The sequence below is a fragment of the Rhizobium sp. Leaf262 genome (assembly GCF_001422245.1).
In the GTDB taxonomy this organism is placed as follows: domain Bacteria; phylum Pseudomonadota; class Alphaproteobacteria; order Rhizobiales; family Rhizobiaceae; genus Agrobacterium.
Genome location: NZ_LMMM01000007.1, coordinates 62,097 through 77,397 on the forward strand (window position 1 = coordinate 62,097; position 15,301 = coordinate 77,397).

Sequence of the window (15,301 nt, forward strand, 5' to 3'; positions counted from 1 at the left end):
GGAATATCAAATGAATATGTGTGGTGAAATCATCTCGCTGGCGATGCGTTTTCGCCTGCCAGCGCAACAACGTGTGGCACCGAACATGTCGTAAGATGAGGCGTTCACAGCGTGAGCGTGCGGCTGTCTTCGCGGCCAAATCCGCGAATCTCGATGCGATTTGCATAGAGATCGGCAATCGCGAAAGTGTTTTCGCTTAGCGTATCCACCATGCCCTTGAAGTTGAGAAAATGCGTATGTCCCAACTGCCCGTAATTGCCGGTGTGGTTATGGCCGCAGAACCAGGCCCTGGCGCTTGGATGCGCGGCCAGCAGGTTCAGCACATCAGGCGCGTCCCACATATTGTGCGAATTTTCGGGATAGAGCGGATAGTGGCAAAACAGAATGGCGTGTTCGAGCGCCGCATCGGCTGCATCCAGCGTTTTTGCCAGCCAGTGCAATTGCTCGTCGCTGAAAGAAGCGTTCCAGTCCTGCGCGTTGGTGGCACCGGCTTCCTGCAGACCGGCCAGTCTCTTCTCGGCCAGCGCCCGGCGCGGGTCGCCGGGTGGCGGGGCAAACAGGCTGACGTCATTGCCATCCAGCACCACGAAGCGGAAATGGCCGATGGAAAAATCATACCATGGCGACGGCATGCCAAGGCGTGCGTGGATTTGGCTCAGATATTCCGGCGCGACGGCAAAGTCATGGTTGCCGGGCAAGAGAACCGAGCGGTGGCTGAGCCTGTCATAACAGCCCAAAATCGCATCGAAATTCTCCCAACCGCGATCGATGATATCGCCCAGCGTGACGACGAAGGCAAGGTCATGGGCGTTGAACACATCAATGGCTTCCGCCAGCTTGCGCGGGCTTTCCGCGTAATAACGGCCCATGTCCGGGCGCGGCGCGATATCGGCATATTGGGGATCGGCGACGATGCCGAAGGAGAAGAGCGGTGCGGATGTGTCTGTCATGATGCCCCCGCATAGGCCGGGCGAATGACACGCATATGACAGAACGAAAACACCCGGCACTGAGGCCGGGTGTTTGCAGAATTCCGTAAGGCAGACCTTACTTGGAAGCGGCTTCGTAACGCTCCAGAACGTAATCCCAGTTGATGAGATTATCGACGAAGGCTTCGAGGTACTTCGGACGCAGGTTGCGGTAGTCGATGTAGTAGGAGTGTTCCCATACGTCGACACCGAGGATCGGGTCTGCGCCGTGAACCAGCGGGTTTTCGCCGTTTGGTGTCTTGGAGATTTCCAGCTTGCCGTTCTTGACGGACAGCCATGCCCAGCCGGAGCCGAACTGTGTCGTACCGGCAGCGATGAAGTCTGCCTTGAACTTGTCGTAGCCGCCGAGGTCAGACGCGAAAGCCTGCTCCAGCTTGCCGGGCAGCTTGTTGCCGCCGCCGTCCTTCTTCATCCACTTCCAGAAATGGACGTGGTTGTAGTGCTGGGCAGCGTTGTTGAACAGGCCAGCATTGGTGCCGAAGGACTTCTTGACCACTTCTTCCAGCGAAAGATCTGCGAGACCGGCTTCGGCGGCAAGCTTGTTGCCGTTGTCCACATAGGCCTTGTGGTGCTTGTCGTGGTGAAACTCGAGCGTTTCGCGCGACATGTAAGGCGCAAGCGCGTCGTAGTCGTAAGGCAATTCTGGAAGTTCAAAAGCCATGGTTTTACTCCTTGTTGCAGCGGCGTGACCGCTCCTTGAAACCGTGTGCCCGGACCATAAGAGCGGACGTCATCCGAGGCAACCTGTGAAATATCAAATTGTTCCGGCAAAAGGGAAAATTCGCCTCATGCCCTGCGGAAAACACTTTTCAACCCGACGCTGCCGTACCGAAACAAGAAAATCCGTTCGCTTCAGGGCGAAGCATAGAAAAGGAGTATGACCATGAAACGACAGCTTCTGGCCGTGGCGCTGACAAGCCTCATCGCCCTACCCGCCGCAGCCTCCTCGGACAGCGCCTGGCAGGAATTTGCCGCCGATGTTCAGGCCAAGTGTCTCGACGCGTCCAAGGACATGATCATGGACGCAAAAGCTGTGGTCGATCCAACCGGCAGTGAGAACTATGGGCTTGCAATCCTGACAGGCAAGGCGAAGGGAACCGCCACGACGATCAGCCACATCTGCGTCTACGACAAGAAAACCAAGGCGGTGGAACTTGGCAGCGAACTGTCGGGCGACACGGTGAAGGTGGAACTACCGGGCTCGACCAAGCCCTGATAATCAATACTTGACGTCGAAGTTACTCTGCGGAACTAAAGCGCAAAAATAAAAGGGGCGGCGCCGAAAGACCCGCCCCATTTTGTACGAGATGGGTATAACTGAGAGCAGTCATCTGTTCTGCAGCGCAGCTGTCTCGCCATTCATCCCTTGCGATGGATGGATCTACTAATCTCTGCAAGAATTCCTAGCGCTATGGCGCACACCATAACAATCGTCGTTCTATCGATTATTTCGCCGATTTGCCTTGATCCGAGGTACTGCGCTTTCAGCATCGCGGCTTGAGCTAAATCATCCAACGAGGCGACATAAAACGCAATCACCAACCGCAAGCCGCCCGAAATCAAAACCAGCCAAGCCCCTGCGAGACCAATCCTAGTCAGTATCATTATCACCCCCAGCTTTAATACTGATGAGTAACGCGCTGAAAATTCTTCAGTCAAGTGCTACCGTATGACGCTAGCGTCTTGTATCCAACTCGATCGAGTCTAGAAACGCGGCGTGGTATCCGCCTCGCCCAACGGGCGTTGCATCAGCACGATGTCCAGCCAGCGGTTATGTTTCCAGCCGACGGATTTCAGCGTGCCGACCATGTCGAAACCGGCGGCGCGGTGGACGCCGACGGAGGCGGCATTGTCGGAATCGCCGACCACCGCCACCATTTGCCGGAAGCCCTTGGCTGTAGCGTCGTCGATGAGGGCGAGCAGCAATGTCTTGCCGATGCCGAGGCCTTTGCGGTTGGGATCGACATAAATCGAATCCTCCACCGTCGCGCCATAGGCCGGGCGGGCGCGATGCGGTCCGGCATAGGCATAGCCCGCAACCGTGCCCTCGACCTCGGCCACGATATAGGGAAAGCCACCCGATAGCAGCACCTGTCTGCGCTCACGCATCGTTTCGACCGATGGCGGCTCGATCTCGAAACTGGCACTGCCATACAGCACGGCGTGGCGATAGATGTCCGTGATGGTTTCCATGTCGGCCTCTTCACAGGGGCGGATCGTCACGGCGGGTTTTTCGGGGGAGGTCATTGCGGGCAGTCCTGAATGCATTGAGGCTGGATGCAGATTGGCATGAGCGCCTGTCGAAAGACAAATGGATTTGCTGATGGCATTACGTTTCAGCCACCCGTCAAAAGCTTGATGGCGATCAGCCACATGGTGAGCGCAATGACGCCCTCCAAAATTCGCCACGCCTGCGGGTTGGCGAAGACGGGTCGCAGCCAGCGCGCGCCGTAGCCCAGTGAGAAGAAGAACAGGAACGAAGACGTGACCGCACCCGCCCAGAAAGCCTGTTGCGAGCCGGGAAACTGCGTGGAAATCGTACCCAGAAGCACGACTGTATCGAGGTAGACATGCGGGTTGAGCCATGTCAGCGCAAGGCATGTGGCAAGCGTCGTCGACAGCGCGGCGCCGGTGCCGGATGCGGCGACGAGCGCATTGGCCGGACCCAGCGCCGATTGCAGGCTTTTTGCGCCGTACCAGAACAGAAAGGCCGCACCGGCATAGCGCATGGCCGGTTCCAGCGCGGGCAGAATTGCGGTGACATGCCGGAAGGCGGTGACCCCAACGGTGATAAGGACGGCGTCGGAGAGAGCGCATGTCAGCACCACCGCGAAAACATGTTCTCCGCGCAGCCCCTGTCGCAGCACGAAGGCGTTCTGCGCGCCAATGGCCACGATCAGTGTCAGCCCCATCGTCAGGCCTGTCATATATGTCGAAAAATCCATCCCTCACCCTCTTTCCATTCTCCCAATAGGTGGCGAAAGAGACTTAATCCAGTTAAGGCTGCTTACCTTGATTAAGACAGGCTAATTTCAACATGCTGGATTATGCGGCGCTGCGGGCAGTGGCGATGGTGGTACAGACAGGCAGTTTCGAGCGCGCCGCGCAGGCGCTGCATGTGACGCCCTCTGCGATTTCGCAAAGGGTCAAGCAACTGGAGGAGCGGCTGGGTGCCGTCCTCATTCTGCGCGGCAGCCCCTGCACGGCGACCGAAAAAGGCGAGTGGGTGTGCCGTCACATGGAGCATGTGGGCATGCTGGAAACCGAGCTTTTCGGACAATTGCCCGCTTTGCTGTCACCGGACCAGCAGGGGCAGCAGGTAACCCTCCACATCGCCACCAATGCCGATAGTCTCGGCACCTGGTTTCTGAATGCCATTTCCGGCTTCGCCACGGAGCTGAACTATCTGCTGAATATCGCGGTGGACGATCAGGACCACACCGCAGACTGGCTGCAACGCGGCCGGGTCCTGGCCGCCGTAACCAGCCTCGACAAGCCGGTGCAGGGATGCCGGGTGACGCCGCTCGGGTCGTTACGCTACCACGCCACAGCCAGTCCGCAATTCATGACCCGCTATTTTACCGGCGGGGTGACGGAAGCCCGGCTTGCGCAGGCGCCAGCACTGACCTTCAACCAGAAGGACCGGCTGCAACATCAATGGGTGTCGAAGGTTTTCGGTGCGCCGGTGGTGCACCCCACCCACTGGCTGCCTTCCACGCAAAGCTTCGTGGATGCAGCCCTTTTGGGCATGGGCTGGGGCATGAACCCGCACGCGCTGGCCGCCCCGCATCTGGCCTCGGGAAGACTGGTGGAACTGGTGGCGGATACCCCGCTCGACATACCGCTCTACTGGCAGGTCAACCGGCTGGCCGCCGACAAACTGAAGCCGCTGACGCAGGCCGTGGTGGATGCGGCGCGTGGGGTGTTGGTGCAATAAGCTACGAAATTGGGATGGATCTGCACACCATCTTGAAACGGTGAAGGGGGTAGAACGCGCTCAAGTTTAGGGACTGTCACCAGTCTACGATATAAGCCGTTTTCTGATTTTTTTGTAATGAAGCAATAAGGTGGCGGTATCCTCTCAGATCAGCCTGCAAGATTGACCTGATGAGTTTTAGGTTATCGGCAGGTATGTCAACAAAATCGCCATTGATCGAGGCTGCATCACGATAGAACTCCAACGCTCGGGCGCTGATAAGACCATAAGCGATGCGTCTCTCCTGAAGTTCAAGGTGATCTATCACCCGCTTCATAGATGCGAAGTCCCATTCTTTTGGGGGATTATTGGTCACGACATCGATGCCAGACCTATAGATGTTGTCGATCTGCTCTAGTTCTTGAATTCGCAGAGAGGCACGGTACTGACGTAAGCCATACCACGCGGCGATTACCGCAGTCATGGCCATTACGACATTTGCTAATGCTGACACGATCTCCCAGTTTATGCCGCCCATCGTCTAGCCCCTAAAACGTGAACCTATCAAATATCAGTCTAAGGTTTCGATTACACCGTCTACCACGCGACCATACGCGCGGCTGCTGTATTCAAACTCAAAACAAAGCACCGAGTGATCCGGTGTTCACTCCGCCTCAACGTTCGCGGAGGCCGCCCATTCCATATATAGATCCAGCGCCTTGCGGGCGACAGGACCGGCCTGCAACTCACGCTCGTCCAGCTTCGTCACCGGTGAGACCTTGGAATAGTTGCCGGAGCAGAAAATCTCGTCCGCCTCGCGGAAATCCTGCACGGACAGCGTTGCCTCGCGCACGTCGAAACCGGCCTGCCGCAGCAGCATCATGACGCGAGCGCGGGTGATGCCGGCGAGGAAGGTGCGGTTCGGGACCGGCGTGAAAACCACGCCATCCTTGACCATGAAGACGTTGGCGGAGGATGTCTCGGCGACGTTGCCGTTCATGTCCAGCATCAGCGCGCCGCTGAACCCGCGCGAACGCGCTTCCAGAATGGCCCGACCGCTGTTGGGGTAGAGGCTGCCCGCCTTGGCATCCGTCATGGCCGTTTCCGGCGATGGGCGGCGCAGCGATGAGACGGTGAGCGTAACGGGTGCGCCCGCATCCATCGGCGCTTCGAACAGGCACAGGGCAAAGCGGGTGGAGGCGGCATCCGGTGCCACGACGCTGCCGGGGGCACCGTGTTCGGCCCAATACATCGGCTTGATATAGATGGCGGTGTTGCCGTCGAACTTGGTCACCCCTTCCAGCGCCAGTTGCTCGATTTCTTCGGGCGTCATGGTGGGCTTCAGACCCATATTGACGGCGGAGCGGTTGACGCGCTGGCAATGCAGATCGAGATCCGGTGCGAGGCCGTTGAAGGAACGGGCACCATCGAACACGGTGGAGGCGAGCCACATGGCATGCGATGTCGGCCCAATCAGCGGCGGATTACCCGGCAACCACTGGCCATCGACATAGGTCCAGGTGGGGGAGCGAGGTGCTGTATCGACGGACATGACATTCTCCTTGACTGTTTTGCAGGGGAATGAATGCCTCCCAGGCTTATGCGTCAAGACTTAATGGCGTCAATCATCAAAATTGACGGAAAGTTACAGCAAAGAGGTTCAATTCTTGGAATTTATTGCGCTATTTCACCACGCACATGCATGAACTCATCACGTTTTTTGATGACCCATATCTGTCTTCGGTCACAATCACATGCGATGTTGATTGCCTGCAAAAGGAGTGCGAGATGGCTTGGTCCGCGCAACAATATCTCAAATTCGAAGATGAACGTACACGTCCCGCCAGCGATCTGCTGGCGCAGGTGCCGCTGGAGCGGTTGATAACGGGATATGATCTGGGCTGCGGCCCCGGCAACTCCACCGAGCTTCTGGCCGAGCGTTTCGGCGTCAATGTCATCACCGGCGTCGACAGCGATGCCGACATGCTGGAAAAGGCCCGCCTGAGACTGCCCAATACCGAATTCATCAAGGCCGATCTCGCCACCTGGCGACCACGGGAAAAGGCCGATCTGTTTTATGCCAACGCCGTCTTTCAGTGGCTGCCCAACCATCCCGACATTCTCGTCTCGCTGATGGACGACCTCAAGCCCGGCGGCGTGCTGGCCGTGCAGATGCCCGATAATCTCAACGAGCCGACGCATCTGCTGATGCAGGAAACAGGAGCATCCGGCCCGTGGCGGACGGCGTTCGAGGATGGCAGGCTGCGGCGGCGTCCCCTGCCATCACCGGCAGACTATATCGACAGGCTTTCGCCGAAATCGGCGCGTGTCGATGTCTGGCACAGCATCTATAATCACCCCATGCAAAATGCGCAGGCCATCGTGGAATGGGTGAAAGGCACCGGGCTTCGACCCTATCTAGAAGCCGCGGGCGCGGAGAACCAGGAAGCCTTTCTCGCCGACTACCTGTCGCGCATCGACGCCGCCTATCCACCCATGGCAGACGGGCGGCGGTTGCTGCGGTTTCCACGACTGTTCATCGTGGCGGTCAAGCGCTAGCCGTGGAATGCGTAGACGCGCAGGCGGTGCCCATCGGGATCTGCGGCTGCGAAGGTATAACCGAAGTCCATCGTGGCCGGTTCTTGCAGGATGGTCATCCCCTTCGCCTTCCATTCCTGATGGTGTGCATCGACGTCACCGTCTGACGCGACCTGAAAGACCACTTCCGTCCCGCCGCCGGTCACGGTGACGGCGGGTTCTGCCATGTAGCGTGACCAGATGCCGAATTTCAGGCCACCCTGCAGGATGAAAAGGGAAAAAGTCGGTGACGCTTCGACCGGCGCGACGCCGAACAGGTCGCGATAAAAGGCGGTGCTTTCGACCGGATTTTCTACGAAGAGGATTGTGAAGTTCGGGTGGTTCATCGTTCTGTCTCCTTGTGACGATGGAGCGAACGTGCACCGAGCGACTGTCAGTTTCTGTCAGTAGTCTTTTGCTGGCGGGCGCGCCATTCGCGCAGAAGCGACTGGCGATTGCGGGGATATCGTGTAGAGCCGGGCTCGAAGGCCGTGATGCGGTCCGCACGGAAGCTGCGGAAATCCTGGCGCAGTTCGCACCATGCCAGCAGCACCCGGACCTGATCGAAAAATGCCAGTGCAAAAGGCCATACCATTCGCTGCGTGCTCTGCCCGCTTTCATCGGCATAATCGATGCGCGCCTTGAGCTGGCCGCGGATGGTCGACCGCAGGATGCCGAGATCGACATGCGCCATGTCCAGCACCTTGCCGGGGCCAATCAGAAGCGTGGAGTTTTCCAGTTCCTCGCCCAGTTCTTCCGGCAGGACGGCGGCGATCTTTGCCAGCGCCGCCTGCGCCGCGACAGCCATCGGGCCATCCGCCCTGCCTGCCACCCAGCGTGAGCCGAGCACGAGCGCCTCGATTTCGGCCTCGCTGAACATCAGCGGCGGCAGCAGATAGCCGGGCCGCAGCACGTAGCCCACACCCGCCTCCCCCTCGATATTGGCGCCCTGCGACTGCAAGGTTGCGATATCGCGATAGAGCGTGCGCAGGCTGATGCCGGTCTGGCTCGCCAGTTCCGCGCCACTGACGGGCCTGCGATGGGTTCGCAGCAATTGAAGAAGGTCTAAAAGACGCTGGGAGCGTGACACGATGTTTCCTTGCGTCGCCGTTGCTATTGCCACAAAACTTTAAAAGCATCATATAATACATAAATATCAATGTATTAATGCAATATTTTCACCAGCCGTTAGTTATTTTAGGAAACCAGTTTTCAATTATACCCGGCTATGCTTGCGAAAAATTCGAACGCTGGGGTAGAACGTGCGAAATTTCTGGCAAGATAAATCAGGTAACTTCGGTATTCTTACCGCACTCATGGTTGTGCCCATTTTCGGCGCGGCCGGGGTTGCTCTGGATATCAGCCAGGCCATGGAGGTCAAGGCCGATCTGCAGCAGGCAGCCGATGCCGCCGTGCTGTCTGCGGTCGCAAAAATGTCCGCACATGTGGAAGCAGCCAGAAAAATGTCCGGCGATGGCGCGATCGTTCTTCCCGATGATGAAGCCATGAACTTCTTCAAAAGCGATGCCGTGGGCCGCAACGACTTCGAGGTCGAATCCGTCGATGTGTCGGTGGAGAAGGTCGGGAATGTGGTGCAGGCCGCCGTCGCCTTTCAGGCGACCGTCAACACGTCGCTGACGCGCATTCTGGGCAAGCAGTTCGTCACCGTCTCCGGCAAGGCGACGGCGAAATACGAAACGGAAATGTTCAGCGACTTTTATCTCCTGCTGGACAATACCCCTTCCATGGGCGTGGGCGCAACGCCATCCGACGTTGCGACGTTGGTGGCAAATACCAGCGACAAATGCGCTTTTGCCTGTCACATCGTCAAAGACGGCGTGGCCGACCAGAACAGCTATTACTTCAAGGCCAAGAAACTGGGCGTGACGACGCGCATCAACGTCGTGGCCAAGGCTACCGCCAGTCTGATGGACACTGCCGTCGCGACCAGAAAGAACGTCAACCAATATCGAATGGCGGTCTATACCTTTGGTGAAAAGGCCGAAGACACCAAGCTTCTGGAAGTTTCACCACTGAGCGCCGATCTTGCCAATGCCAAAAAGAAGGCGGCGGATATCGACCTCATGTCCATTCCCTCTCAGGGCTATAACAACGACCAGATGACGGATTTCGACCGGGCGATGACGCAGATTGCCGACAAGATCGGCAAGCCCGGCAACGGCGCCAGCTCCGCCACACCCGACAAGGTCGTGTTCTTCGTCTCCGACGGCGTCGGCGACAGCTACAAGCCGACAGGCTGCACCAAGAAGCTGAACGGCGGGCGCTGTCAGGAACCCATCGACACCAAACTTTGCACAGCATTGAAAAACAAGGGCTACCGCATCGCAGTTCTCTACACCACCTACCTGCCCTTGCCCACGAACGACTGGTACAACACCTGGATCAGCCCATTCCAATCGCAGATCGGCTCCAAGATGCAGGAATGCGCCTCCCCCGGCCTCTACTTCGAAGTCAGCCCGACGGAAGGCATCAGCGACGCCATGTCCGCCCTGTTCAAGCGCATCATCACCTCTCCGCGTTTGACGAGCTGAAGCATTTTACTCGATCCGTTGGACGAGGAAGTCTATGAAAGCGCGGATGCGGGCAGCAAGATGCTCGTGTCCGGCGTAGACGGCGTGAACCAGCTCGATGTCGCCGCCATTATGGTCTTCCAGTATCGGTACCAGCCTTCCGGCCTCGATATCGGGGCGAACATGAAATTCGCCAATGCGGCCAATGCCGACACCCAGCAGGCACAATTGCCGCTTGATGGAGCCACTCGACACCTGAATGCTGCCGGTCACGGTTCTGCTGTAAGCCGTCCCGGTTGCAGGGTCGCGAAACGGCCATTCGTCGAGGCTGGGCTTGAAGTTGAAGCCGATGCAATTGTGCTGCTCCAGATCTGTGGGCGTGCGTGGCGTGCCGCGCTTCTTCAGGTACTCCGGCGACGCGACGATCACCCTTCGGCTGGAATAAAGGCGGCGCGCCATCAGCGACGAGTCCCGCATGGGGCCGACACGGATGGCGATATCGGTTCGTTCTCCGATCAGATCGATCACACCATCCGTCAACGTCAGATCGAGACGCACTTTGGGATGATTGTCGGCAAATTCCCCCAGCAGAGGCAGAATGCAACGCTCGCCAAAGCCAACCGACGAATTGACCCGCAAAAGCCCCTGCGCCTCCTCCCGCCCACCCGCGACAAGCTCCTCTGTCTCTTCGATGTCTTTCAGGATGCGGCGGGCGCGGCGCAGATACATCTCGCCTTCCGGCGTGAGTTCCAGCGTGCGCGTGGAGCGCACCAGCAGGCGTGTGCCCAGCCGCTCCTCCACCCGTGACACCAGCTTGCTGACGGCGGACGGCGACATTTTCAGCCGCCGACCCGCCGCCGAGAAACTTTTCAAATCGGCAGCCAGCGCAAAAACTTCCATTTCTCCGGCGCGATTGTCCATTCATCACCTGTGATTTCATTTCACAGATGATTATCGATTAATCGGGATTATCAAACAAGTGGTTTGAGCCGATATCTGATGCCAACACATCGTTCAGCTCCATCGCCCGTTCACCGGGCAGAAAAGACACGACCATGCCACTGGCTCTCTTTGCATTGACGATTGCGGCCTATGCGATCGGCACCACCGAATTCGTCATCGTCGGACTTTTGCCCACCGTGGCAAACGATCTTCACATTACCCTGCCTCTGGCAGGCCTCATCGTTTCGGTCTATGCGCTCGGCGTCACCTTCGGCGCCCCTGTCATTACCGCACTGACTGGTGGCATAAACCGCAAGCCCCTCCTGCTGGGCCTCATGGCGCTCTTCATCATCGGCAACACCGCTGCTGCGCTGAGCCCCAGCTATGAAATGCTGCTGGTGGCGCGCGTCATCTCGGCCTTTGCGCATGGCGTCTTCTTTTCCGTCGGTGCAACCATTGCCGCCGATCTGGTGCCGGAAAACCGCCGTGCCTCGGCCATTGCCATGATGTTCATGGGCCTGACGGTTGCCATCGTCACAGGCGTACCGCTGGGAACGCTGATCGGCCAGACCTTGGGCTGGCGCGCAACATTCTGGGCCGTTGCTGCACTTGGCGTCATCGCCTTACTGGGTATCGCAGCGCTGCTGCCTGATAATCTCAAGAAAGCACCTGCCGCCAGCATCATGGATCAAATTCGGGTTCTGGGTTCCGGACGGCTGCTGATCGTCTTTGGCATGACGGCTCTCGGTTACGGCGGCACCTTCGTCACCTTCACCTTCCTCGCCTCCATTTTGCAGGACATCACCGGCTTTGCGGAAAGCACGGTCAGCCTCGTACTCGTACTCTATGGTCTCGCCATTGCCGCAGGCAATCTGGGCGGCGGCCGTATTGCCGACCGCGATCCGGTCAAGGCGCTGGCATGGCTGTTTGCCTTTCAGGCTCTCGTGCTTGTTCTTTTCACCTTCACCGCACCGTCTGCACCTGCCGCTCTGGTGACGCTCGTTGCTCTCGGCTTCCTGTCTTTTGCCAGCGTGCCAGGCTTGCAGCTTTATGTGGTGCAACTGGCCAAGCGTTTCCGCCCCGGTGCGGTGGATGTGGCTTCAGCTCTCAACATCGCGGCCTTCAATCTCGGAATCGCCGTTGGCGCCTGGATCGGCGGCATCGTTGTCGCCTCATCGCTCGGTCTTGGCGCAACGCCGTGGGTGGGTGCCATTCTGGTCGCAGGCGCACTTGGCCTGACGATTTTAAGCAGCTCGCTCGACCGTCGTCAGACAAATCTCTCCCACGCGGCTTGAACCAAACCGCTGCCGACACACTTATCCCTATACCATTCCCGCCCCGCATCTTCGCGGGGCCCACTCCCAAAATGGAGAAAACCATGCACACAGTGAACGCCAATGGCGCAAATATTCCCGCTCTCGGCTTCGGCACATTCCGCATGCCTGATGCAGACGTCCATCGCATTCTGCCGGAAGCTCTGAAGCTCGGCTTTCGCCATGTCGATACTGCGCAGATTTACAAGAACGAGGCTTCCGTGGGTGAAGTCATAGCCAATTCTGGCATTGCGCGTGGCGATATCTTCCTCACGACAAAGGTCTGGGTCGATCAGTACAAACACGCCGACTTCATAAAATCCGTGGATGAAAGCCTGACCAAGCTTAAGACCGATTATGTCGATCTTCTTCTGCTGCACTGGCCAAAAAGCGATGTGCCGCTATCCGAGCGCATCGGCGCGCTGAACGAAGTCCACAAGGCCGGAAAGGTCCGCAACATCGGTATTTCCAACTTCAACGTCGCGTTGACGGAAGAAGCCGTGAAGCTTTCCGACGTGCCGATTGCCAATAACCAGATCGAGTATCACCCCTATCTCGACCAGACCAAGGTCATCGAAGCCGCCCGCAGACATGGTGTCTCTATCACCGCCTACTACCTGATGGCTGACGGCAAGGTGCCGCACGATGCGGTGCTGAAGGACATCGGTGCAAAACACGGCAAGACCGCCGCGCAGGTCGCGCTGCGCTGGGCCGTGCAGCAGCCTGATGTCATCGCACTTTCCAAGACGGCGACGGAAAGCCGGTTGAAGGAGAACTACGACATCTTTGATTTTGAACTGTCCAGTGATGAGATGCAGGCAATTTTTGCACTGGCGAAGGCGGATGGCCGGATCGTCAATCCGGGTCATCTGGCGCCGGAATGGGATAAGTAGTTCTGCGCTAGTCGATGGCTTAACGGCAACAGCTGCCCAATACTCTCCGTCATTCCGGCCTTGAGCCGGAATCCAGCGACCTGACGTCTGTCAGGTCAAAGAGTTTTCCAACCCAAGGACTTGGGTTGGCTGGACCCCGGCTCAAGGCCGGGGTGACGGTGTTCTCAAGGGACGACCTATTCGCCGCCCTCACCATCTCAAGAATGCAACCCATTCACCATGCCAAACACCTGATCAAAATTGCCGTTCTGCGCGGCAAAACGCAGCGGCTTGCAGCGCTCTACCACCACCTCCGTTGCTTCCGGCTGGTTGATCAGGATGTCCATGACTTCGGCAATATAGGCATCGAGCGGCATGGCGCGTTCGTCGGTGGCTTGGTGGTCGCCCTGCAATGTGGTTTGCACATAGGGTGGAATGATCTCGATGACATCGACCGAAGTGCCCTTGAGCTGCTCGCGGATGGCCATGGAATATGCATGGATGGCGGATTTGGTGGCGCTGTAGGTGGGTGTGGCCACCATGGGCACGAAGGCGAGACCGGATGAGACTGTCAGCACCGCGGCCTTCGGCTTCGTCAGGAAATGCGGCAGCAGCGCCGCCGTCAGGCGAATGGGCGCGAGGAGATTGGTGGCGATGGTTTCCTCGGCGATATCAAGATAATCGGGTGCTGACTTGATATCCTCGTTCTTCATAATGCCGGCATTGTTGATAACGGCATTGAGATCGGGGTGGTCGGCGATAAGCTTATCCGCGAAAGCCTTGATGCCTGCCGCATCGGTCGCATCCATCGTGGCCCATGCCATGCCCGGATTGGCGGCCGAGACCTCCTTCAACACCTCAGCGCGGCGACCGGAGATGATGACCTTGTTGCCAAGCGCGTGAAATGCTTCCGCCAGCGCCCGGCCAATGCCGGAGCCGCCGCCGGTGATGAGGATGGTGTTGCCTGTGACGTTCATGGGAATGTCCTTCCTTGTTACTGGGACAAAAGGTAGATAGATTGCTCTCCCATGGGTAGTAGGCACCCGAAAGATTTATACTTACCCGAAGGAGAGTGTCGGCATGAAAAGGCATCTGGCCGATGACATCATAGAGGAAAAGCGCAAGTCACCTCCGCCTGATGAGACCGATCCGGTCATCGAGGCGCTGGTGCGCGACATCATCGCCAAGGTGGCAGACAAGTGGACGATGCTGATTCTGGAGGTTCTGGAAGAGCACGGCACGCTGCGCTTCACGCAGATCGGCCACCATGTCAGCGGCATCAGCCAGAAGATGCTGACGAAAACGCTGCGGCAGATGGAGTGTGACGGGCTGGTGAAGCGTGTCATCCACCCGGTCATTCCGCCGCATGTGGATTACAGCCTGACACCGTTGGGCAAGAGCCTCGGCGCTGCATTTTGTGGCGTGTGGATATGGGCCGAAACGCACCATGCGGACATAGAAAAGGCGCGGAAAGCGTTCAGCGAACACCCTCCGCGCCTGAAATGAGTTCAGAACGACTGCCACGCTCTCTGCACGCATTCCTGTCACAAGGACAGGAATGAGGGACCTATTTATCGTGCACCCTTTAAGGATGCACGATAGATCCATCCGATTAAGCGAACTGGCTGAGACCTGGAACTGAAGCGATGACCTGATCCACGGTTTCGTCGCCTGCATGTTCCCGGGCAATCGAAATCGTTGCCTTGGCGAGAGCGGAAATTTCGCCCATGCCGAGGCCCTGGCTCATCAGCTGCTGGCCGAGACCCATGATGCCGCCGCCGCCGATGGCGCTCATCAGACCGCCCAGCAGACCGCCGCCGCCCTGGCCTTCGCCGTTGAAACGGGCCACCAGTTCCGGTGCACCGGGAATGGATTCGATCATCTTGGCAACCGGCGCATCATCGGCCTCGCGCTGAAGGAAACCCAGCATCATGCCGAGAGCTTTTTCCGCCTGATCAGGCGCAATGCCCACTCTATCGGCGACCTGGGTGACGATTTCGCTCATATATTCCTCCTGGATGCGAAAATGACGTTCACGTCAACGTAAAACAATTGACAGACAGACTCAAGGCCGTGCCTTGCCTCTTACCCCCGTTTTTCGCTGCCTTGCCCGCAACCTTATCAAACAGTTGTTGAGGCCGGAAACAGTTCCTATAAGTAT

General features: G+C 58.0%; 19 protein-coding genes. 7 read left to right on the plus strand and 12 right to left on the minus strand.

Going from position 1 to position 15,301, the window contains the following annotated elements; genetic code table 11:
* Positions 1-104 precede the first annotated feature (104 nt).
* Both ASF29_RS09245 and ASF29_RS09250 read right to left on the minus strand, forming a co-directional pair.
* Positions 105-950, minus strand: a complete 846-nt coding sequence (locus ASF29_RS09245; protein ID WP_062450405.1) for a metallophosphoesterase — start codon at positions 948-950, stop codon at positions 105-107.
* A 97-nt stretch (positions 951-1,047) separates the two neighbouring features.
* Entirely contained in the window at positions 1,048-1,650 is a 603-nt protein-coding gene (locus ASF29_RS09250) for a superoxide dismutase (RefSeq protein WP_062450406.1), read from the minus strand.
* 222 nt (positions 1,651-1,872) lie between these two features.
* On the opposite strand from ASF29_RS09250, the gene ASF29_RS09255 reads away from it, so the two are divergent.
* On the plus strand, positions 1,873-2,205 hold the full coding sequence (locus ASF29_RS09255; protein WP_062450407.1) for a hypothetical protein: 333 nt from the start codon (positions 1,873-1,875) through the stop codon (positions 2,203-2,205).
* A 143-nt stretch (positions 2,206-2,348) separates the two neighbouring features.
* Here the strand turns inward: ASF29_RS09255 and ASF29_RS09260 are convergent, their stop codons facing one another.
* The 3 genes from ASF29_RS09260 to ASF29_RS09270 all read right to left on the minus strand — a co-directional run bounded on the left by ASF29_RS09260 (position 2,349) and on the right by ASF29_RS09270 (position 3,934).
* Positions 2,349-2,648, minus strand: a complete 300-nt coding sequence (locus ASF29_RS09260; RefSeq protein ID WP_156462591.1) for a hypothetical protein — start codon at positions 2,646-2,648, stop codon at positions 2,349-2,351.
* A gap of 45 nt (positions 2,649-2,693) precedes the next feature.
* The gene (locus ASF29_RS09265) at positions 2,694-3,236 is read right to left on the minus strand and encodes a GNAT family N-acetyltransferase (protein ID WP_062450409.1); all 543 of its coding nucleotides are present in this window, start codon (positions 3,234-3,236) and stop codon (positions 2,694-2,696) included.
* Between the two features lie 89 nt (positions 3,237-3,325).
* Entirely contained in the window at positions 3,326-3,934 is a 609-nt protein-coding gene (locus tag ASF29_RS09270) for a LysE/ArgO family amino acid transporter (RefSeq protein WP_062450410.1), read from the minus strand.
* Positions 3,935-4,026: 92 nt separating this feature from the next.
* Here ASF29_RS09270 and ASF29_RS09275 point away from each other — a divergent pair, with 92 nt between their 5' ends.
* Positions 4,027-4,926 (plus strand): LysR family transcriptional regulator ArgP, encoded by a 900-nt coding sequence (locus ASF29_RS09275; protein WP_062450411.1) that lies wholly within the window; start codon positions 4,027-4,029, stop codon positions 4,924-4,926.
* A gap of 76 nt (positions 4,927-5,002) precedes the next feature.
* On the opposite strand, the gene ASF29_RS09280 is transcribed toward ASF29_RS09275, so the two are convergent.
* Both ASF29_RS09280 and ASF29_RS09285 read right to left on the minus strand, forming a co-directional pair.
* A complete protein-coding gene (locus ASF29_RS09280; RefSeq protein WP_062450412.1) occupies positions 5,003-5,443 on the minus strand; it encodes a hypothetical protein in 441 nt (146 codons plus the stop codon).
* A gap of 126 nt (positions 5,444-5,569) precedes the next feature.
* Positions 5,570-6,457, minus strand: a complete 888-nt coding sequence (locus ASF29_RS09285) for a branched-chain amino acid aminotransferase (RefSeq protein ID WP_062450413.1) — start codon at positions 6,455-6,457, stop codon at positions 5,570-5,572.
* 236 nt (positions 6,458-6,693) lie between these two features.
* On the opposite strand from ASF29_RS09285, the gene tam reads away from it, so the two are divergent.
* A complete protein-coding gene (tam, locus tag ASF29_RS09290; protein ID WP_062450569.1) occupies positions 6,694-7,464 on the plus strand; it encodes a trans-aconitate 2-methyltransferase in 771 nt (256 codons plus the stop codon).
* Here the strand turns inward: tam and ASF29_RS09295 are convergent.
* Both ASF29_RS09295 and ASF29_RS09300 read right to left on the minus strand, forming a co-directional pair.
* Positions 7,461-7,829 (minus strand): VOC family protein, encoded by a 369-nt coding sequence (locus ASF29_RS09295; RefSeq protein WP_062450414.1) that lies wholly within the window; start codon positions 7,827-7,829, stop codon positions 7,461-7,463. The genes tam and ASF29_RS09295 overlap by 4 nt on opposite strands.
* Positions 7,830-7,876: 47 nt before the next feature.
* The gene (locus ASF29_RS09300; RefSeq protein WP_062450415.1) at positions 7,877-8,572 is read right to left on the minus strand and encodes a YafY family protein; all 696 of its coding nucleotides are present in this window, start codon (positions 8,570-8,572) and stop codon (positions 7,877-7,879) included.
* Positions 8,573-8,744: 172 nt separating this feature from the next.
* On the opposite strand from ASF29_RS09300, the gene ASF29_RS09305 reads away from it, so the two are divergent.
* A complete protein-coding gene (locus ASF29_RS09305) occupies positions 8,745-10,034 on the plus strand; it encodes a pilus assembly protein TadG-related protein (protein WP_062450416.1) in 1,290 nt (429 codons plus the stop codon).
* 6 nt (positions 10,035-10,040) lie between these two features.
* Here ASF29_RS09305 and ASF29_RS09310 read toward each other — a convergent pair whose 3' ends face one another.
* On the minus strand, positions 10,041-10,934 hold the full coding sequence (locus tag ASF29_RS09310) for a LysR family transcriptional regulator (RefSeq protein ID WP_062450417.1): 894 nt from the start codon (positions 10,932-10,934) through the stop codon (positions 10,041-10,043).
* Positions 10,935-11,068: 134 nt separating this feature from the next.
* On the opposite strand from ASF29_RS09310, the gene ASF29_RS09315 reads away from it, so the two are divergent.
* On the plus strand, positions 11,069-12,250 hold the full coding sequence (locus tag ASF29_RS09315) for an MFS transporter (protein ID WP_062450418.1): 1,182 nt from the start codon (positions 11,069-11,071) through the stop codon (positions 12,248-12,250).
* An 83-nt stretch (positions 12,251-12,333) separates the two neighbouring features.
* Positions 12,334-13,161, plus strand: a complete 828-nt coding sequence (locus ASF29_RS09320) for an aldo/keto reductase (protein ID WP_062450419.1) — start codon at positions 12,334-12,336, stop codon at positions 13,159-13,161.
* A 197-nt stretch (positions 13,162-13,358) separates the two neighbouring features.
* Here ASF29_RS09320 and ASF29_RS09325 read toward each other — a convergent pair whose 3' ends face one another.
* On the minus strand, positions 13,359-14,117 hold the full coding sequence (locus tag ASF29_RS09325; RefSeq protein ID WP_062450420.1) for an SDR family oxidoreductase: 759 nt from the start codon (positions 14,115-14,117) through the stop codon (positions 13,359-13,361).
* Between the two features lie 103 nt (positions 14,118-14,220).
* Here ASF29_RS09325 and ASF29_RS09330 point away from each other — a divergent pair, with 103 nt between their 5' ends.
* Positions 14,221-14,646, plus strand: a complete 426-nt coding sequence (locus ASF29_RS09330; protein ID WP_062450421.1) for a helix-turn-helix domain-containing protein — start codon at positions 14,221-14,223, stop codon at positions 14,644-14,646.
* A gap of 106 nt (positions 14,647-14,752) precedes the next feature.
* On the opposite strand, the gene ASF29_RS09335 is transcribed toward ASF29_RS09330, so the two are convergent.
* On the minus strand, positions 14,753-15,145 hold the full coding sequence (locus tag ASF29_RS09335; protein WP_062450422.1) for a DUF937 domain-containing protein: 393 nt from the start codon (positions 15,143-15,145) through the stop codon (positions 14,753-14,755).
* Positions 15,146-15,301 lie beyond the last annotated feature (156 nt).

Excerpts from the sequence above, each read along its gene's own strand:
- ASF29_RS09245 (WP_062450405.1), bottom strand. The coding sequence starts at position 950 with ATGACAGACACATCCGCACCGCTCTTCTCCTTCGGCATCGTCGCCGAT.
- ASF29_RS09250 (WP_062450406.1), bottom strand. The coding sequence starts at position 1,650 with ATGGCTTTTGAACTTCCAGAATTGCCTTACGACTACGACGCGCTTGCG.
- ASF29_RS09255 (WP_062450407.1), top strand. The coding sequence starts at position 1,873 with ATGAAACGACAGCTTCTGGCCGTGGCGCTGACAAGCCTCATCGCCCTA.
- ASF29_RS09265 (WP_062450409.1), bottom strand. The coding sequence starts at position 3,236 with ATGACCTCCCCCGAAAAACCCGCCGTGACGATCCGCCCCTGTGAAGAG.
- ASF29_RS09270 (WP_062450410.1), bottom strand. The coding sequence starts at position 3,934 with ATGGATTTTTCGACATATATGACAGGCCTGACGATGGGGCTGACACTG.
- ASF29_RS09275 (WP_062450411.1), top strand. The coding sequence starts at position 4,027 with ATGCTGGATTATGCGGCGCTGCGGGCAGTGGCGATGGTGGTACAGACA.
- ASF29_RS09280 (WP_062450412.1), bottom strand. The coding sequence starts at position 5,443 with ATGGGCGGCATAAACTGGGAGATCGTGTCAGCATTAGCAAATGTCGTA.
- ASF29_RS09285 (WP_062450413.1), bottom strand. The coding sequence starts at position 6,457 with ATGTCCGTCGATACAGCACCTCGCTCCCCCACCTGGACCTATGTCGAT.
- tam (WP_062450569.1), top strand. The coding sequence starts at position 6,694 with ATGGCTTGGTCCGCGCAACAATATCTCAAATTCGAAGATGAACGTACA.
- ASF29_RS09295 (WP_062450414.1), bottom strand. The coding sequence starts at position 7,829 with ATGAACCACCCGAACTTCACAATCCTCTTCGTAGAAAATCCGGTCGAA.
- ASF29_RS09310 (WP_062450417.1), bottom strand. The coding sequence starts at position 10,934 with ATGGACAATCGCGCCGGAGAAATGGAAGTTTTTGCGCTGGCTGCCGAT.
- ASF29_RS09315 (WP_062450418.1), top strand. The coding sequence starts at position 11,069 with ATGCCACTGGCTCTCTTTGCATTGACGATTGCGGCCTATGCGATCGGC.
- ASF29_RS09320 (WP_062450419.1), top strand. The coding sequence starts at position 12,334 with ATGCACACAGTGAACGCCAATGGCGCAAATATTCCCGCTCTCGGCTTC.
- ASF29_RS09325 (WP_062450420.1), bottom strand. The coding sequence starts at position 14,117 with ATGAACGTCACAGGCAACACCATCCTCATCACCGGCGGCGGCTCCGGC.
- ASF29_RS09330 (WP_062450421.1), top strand. The coding sequence starts at position 14,221 with ATGAAAAGGCATCTGGCCGATGACATCATAGAGGAAAAGCGCAAGTCA.
- ASF29_RS09335 (WP_062450422.1), bottom strand. The coding sequence starts at position 15,145 with ATGAGCGAAATCGTCACCCAGGTCGCCGATAGAGTGGGCATTGCGCCT.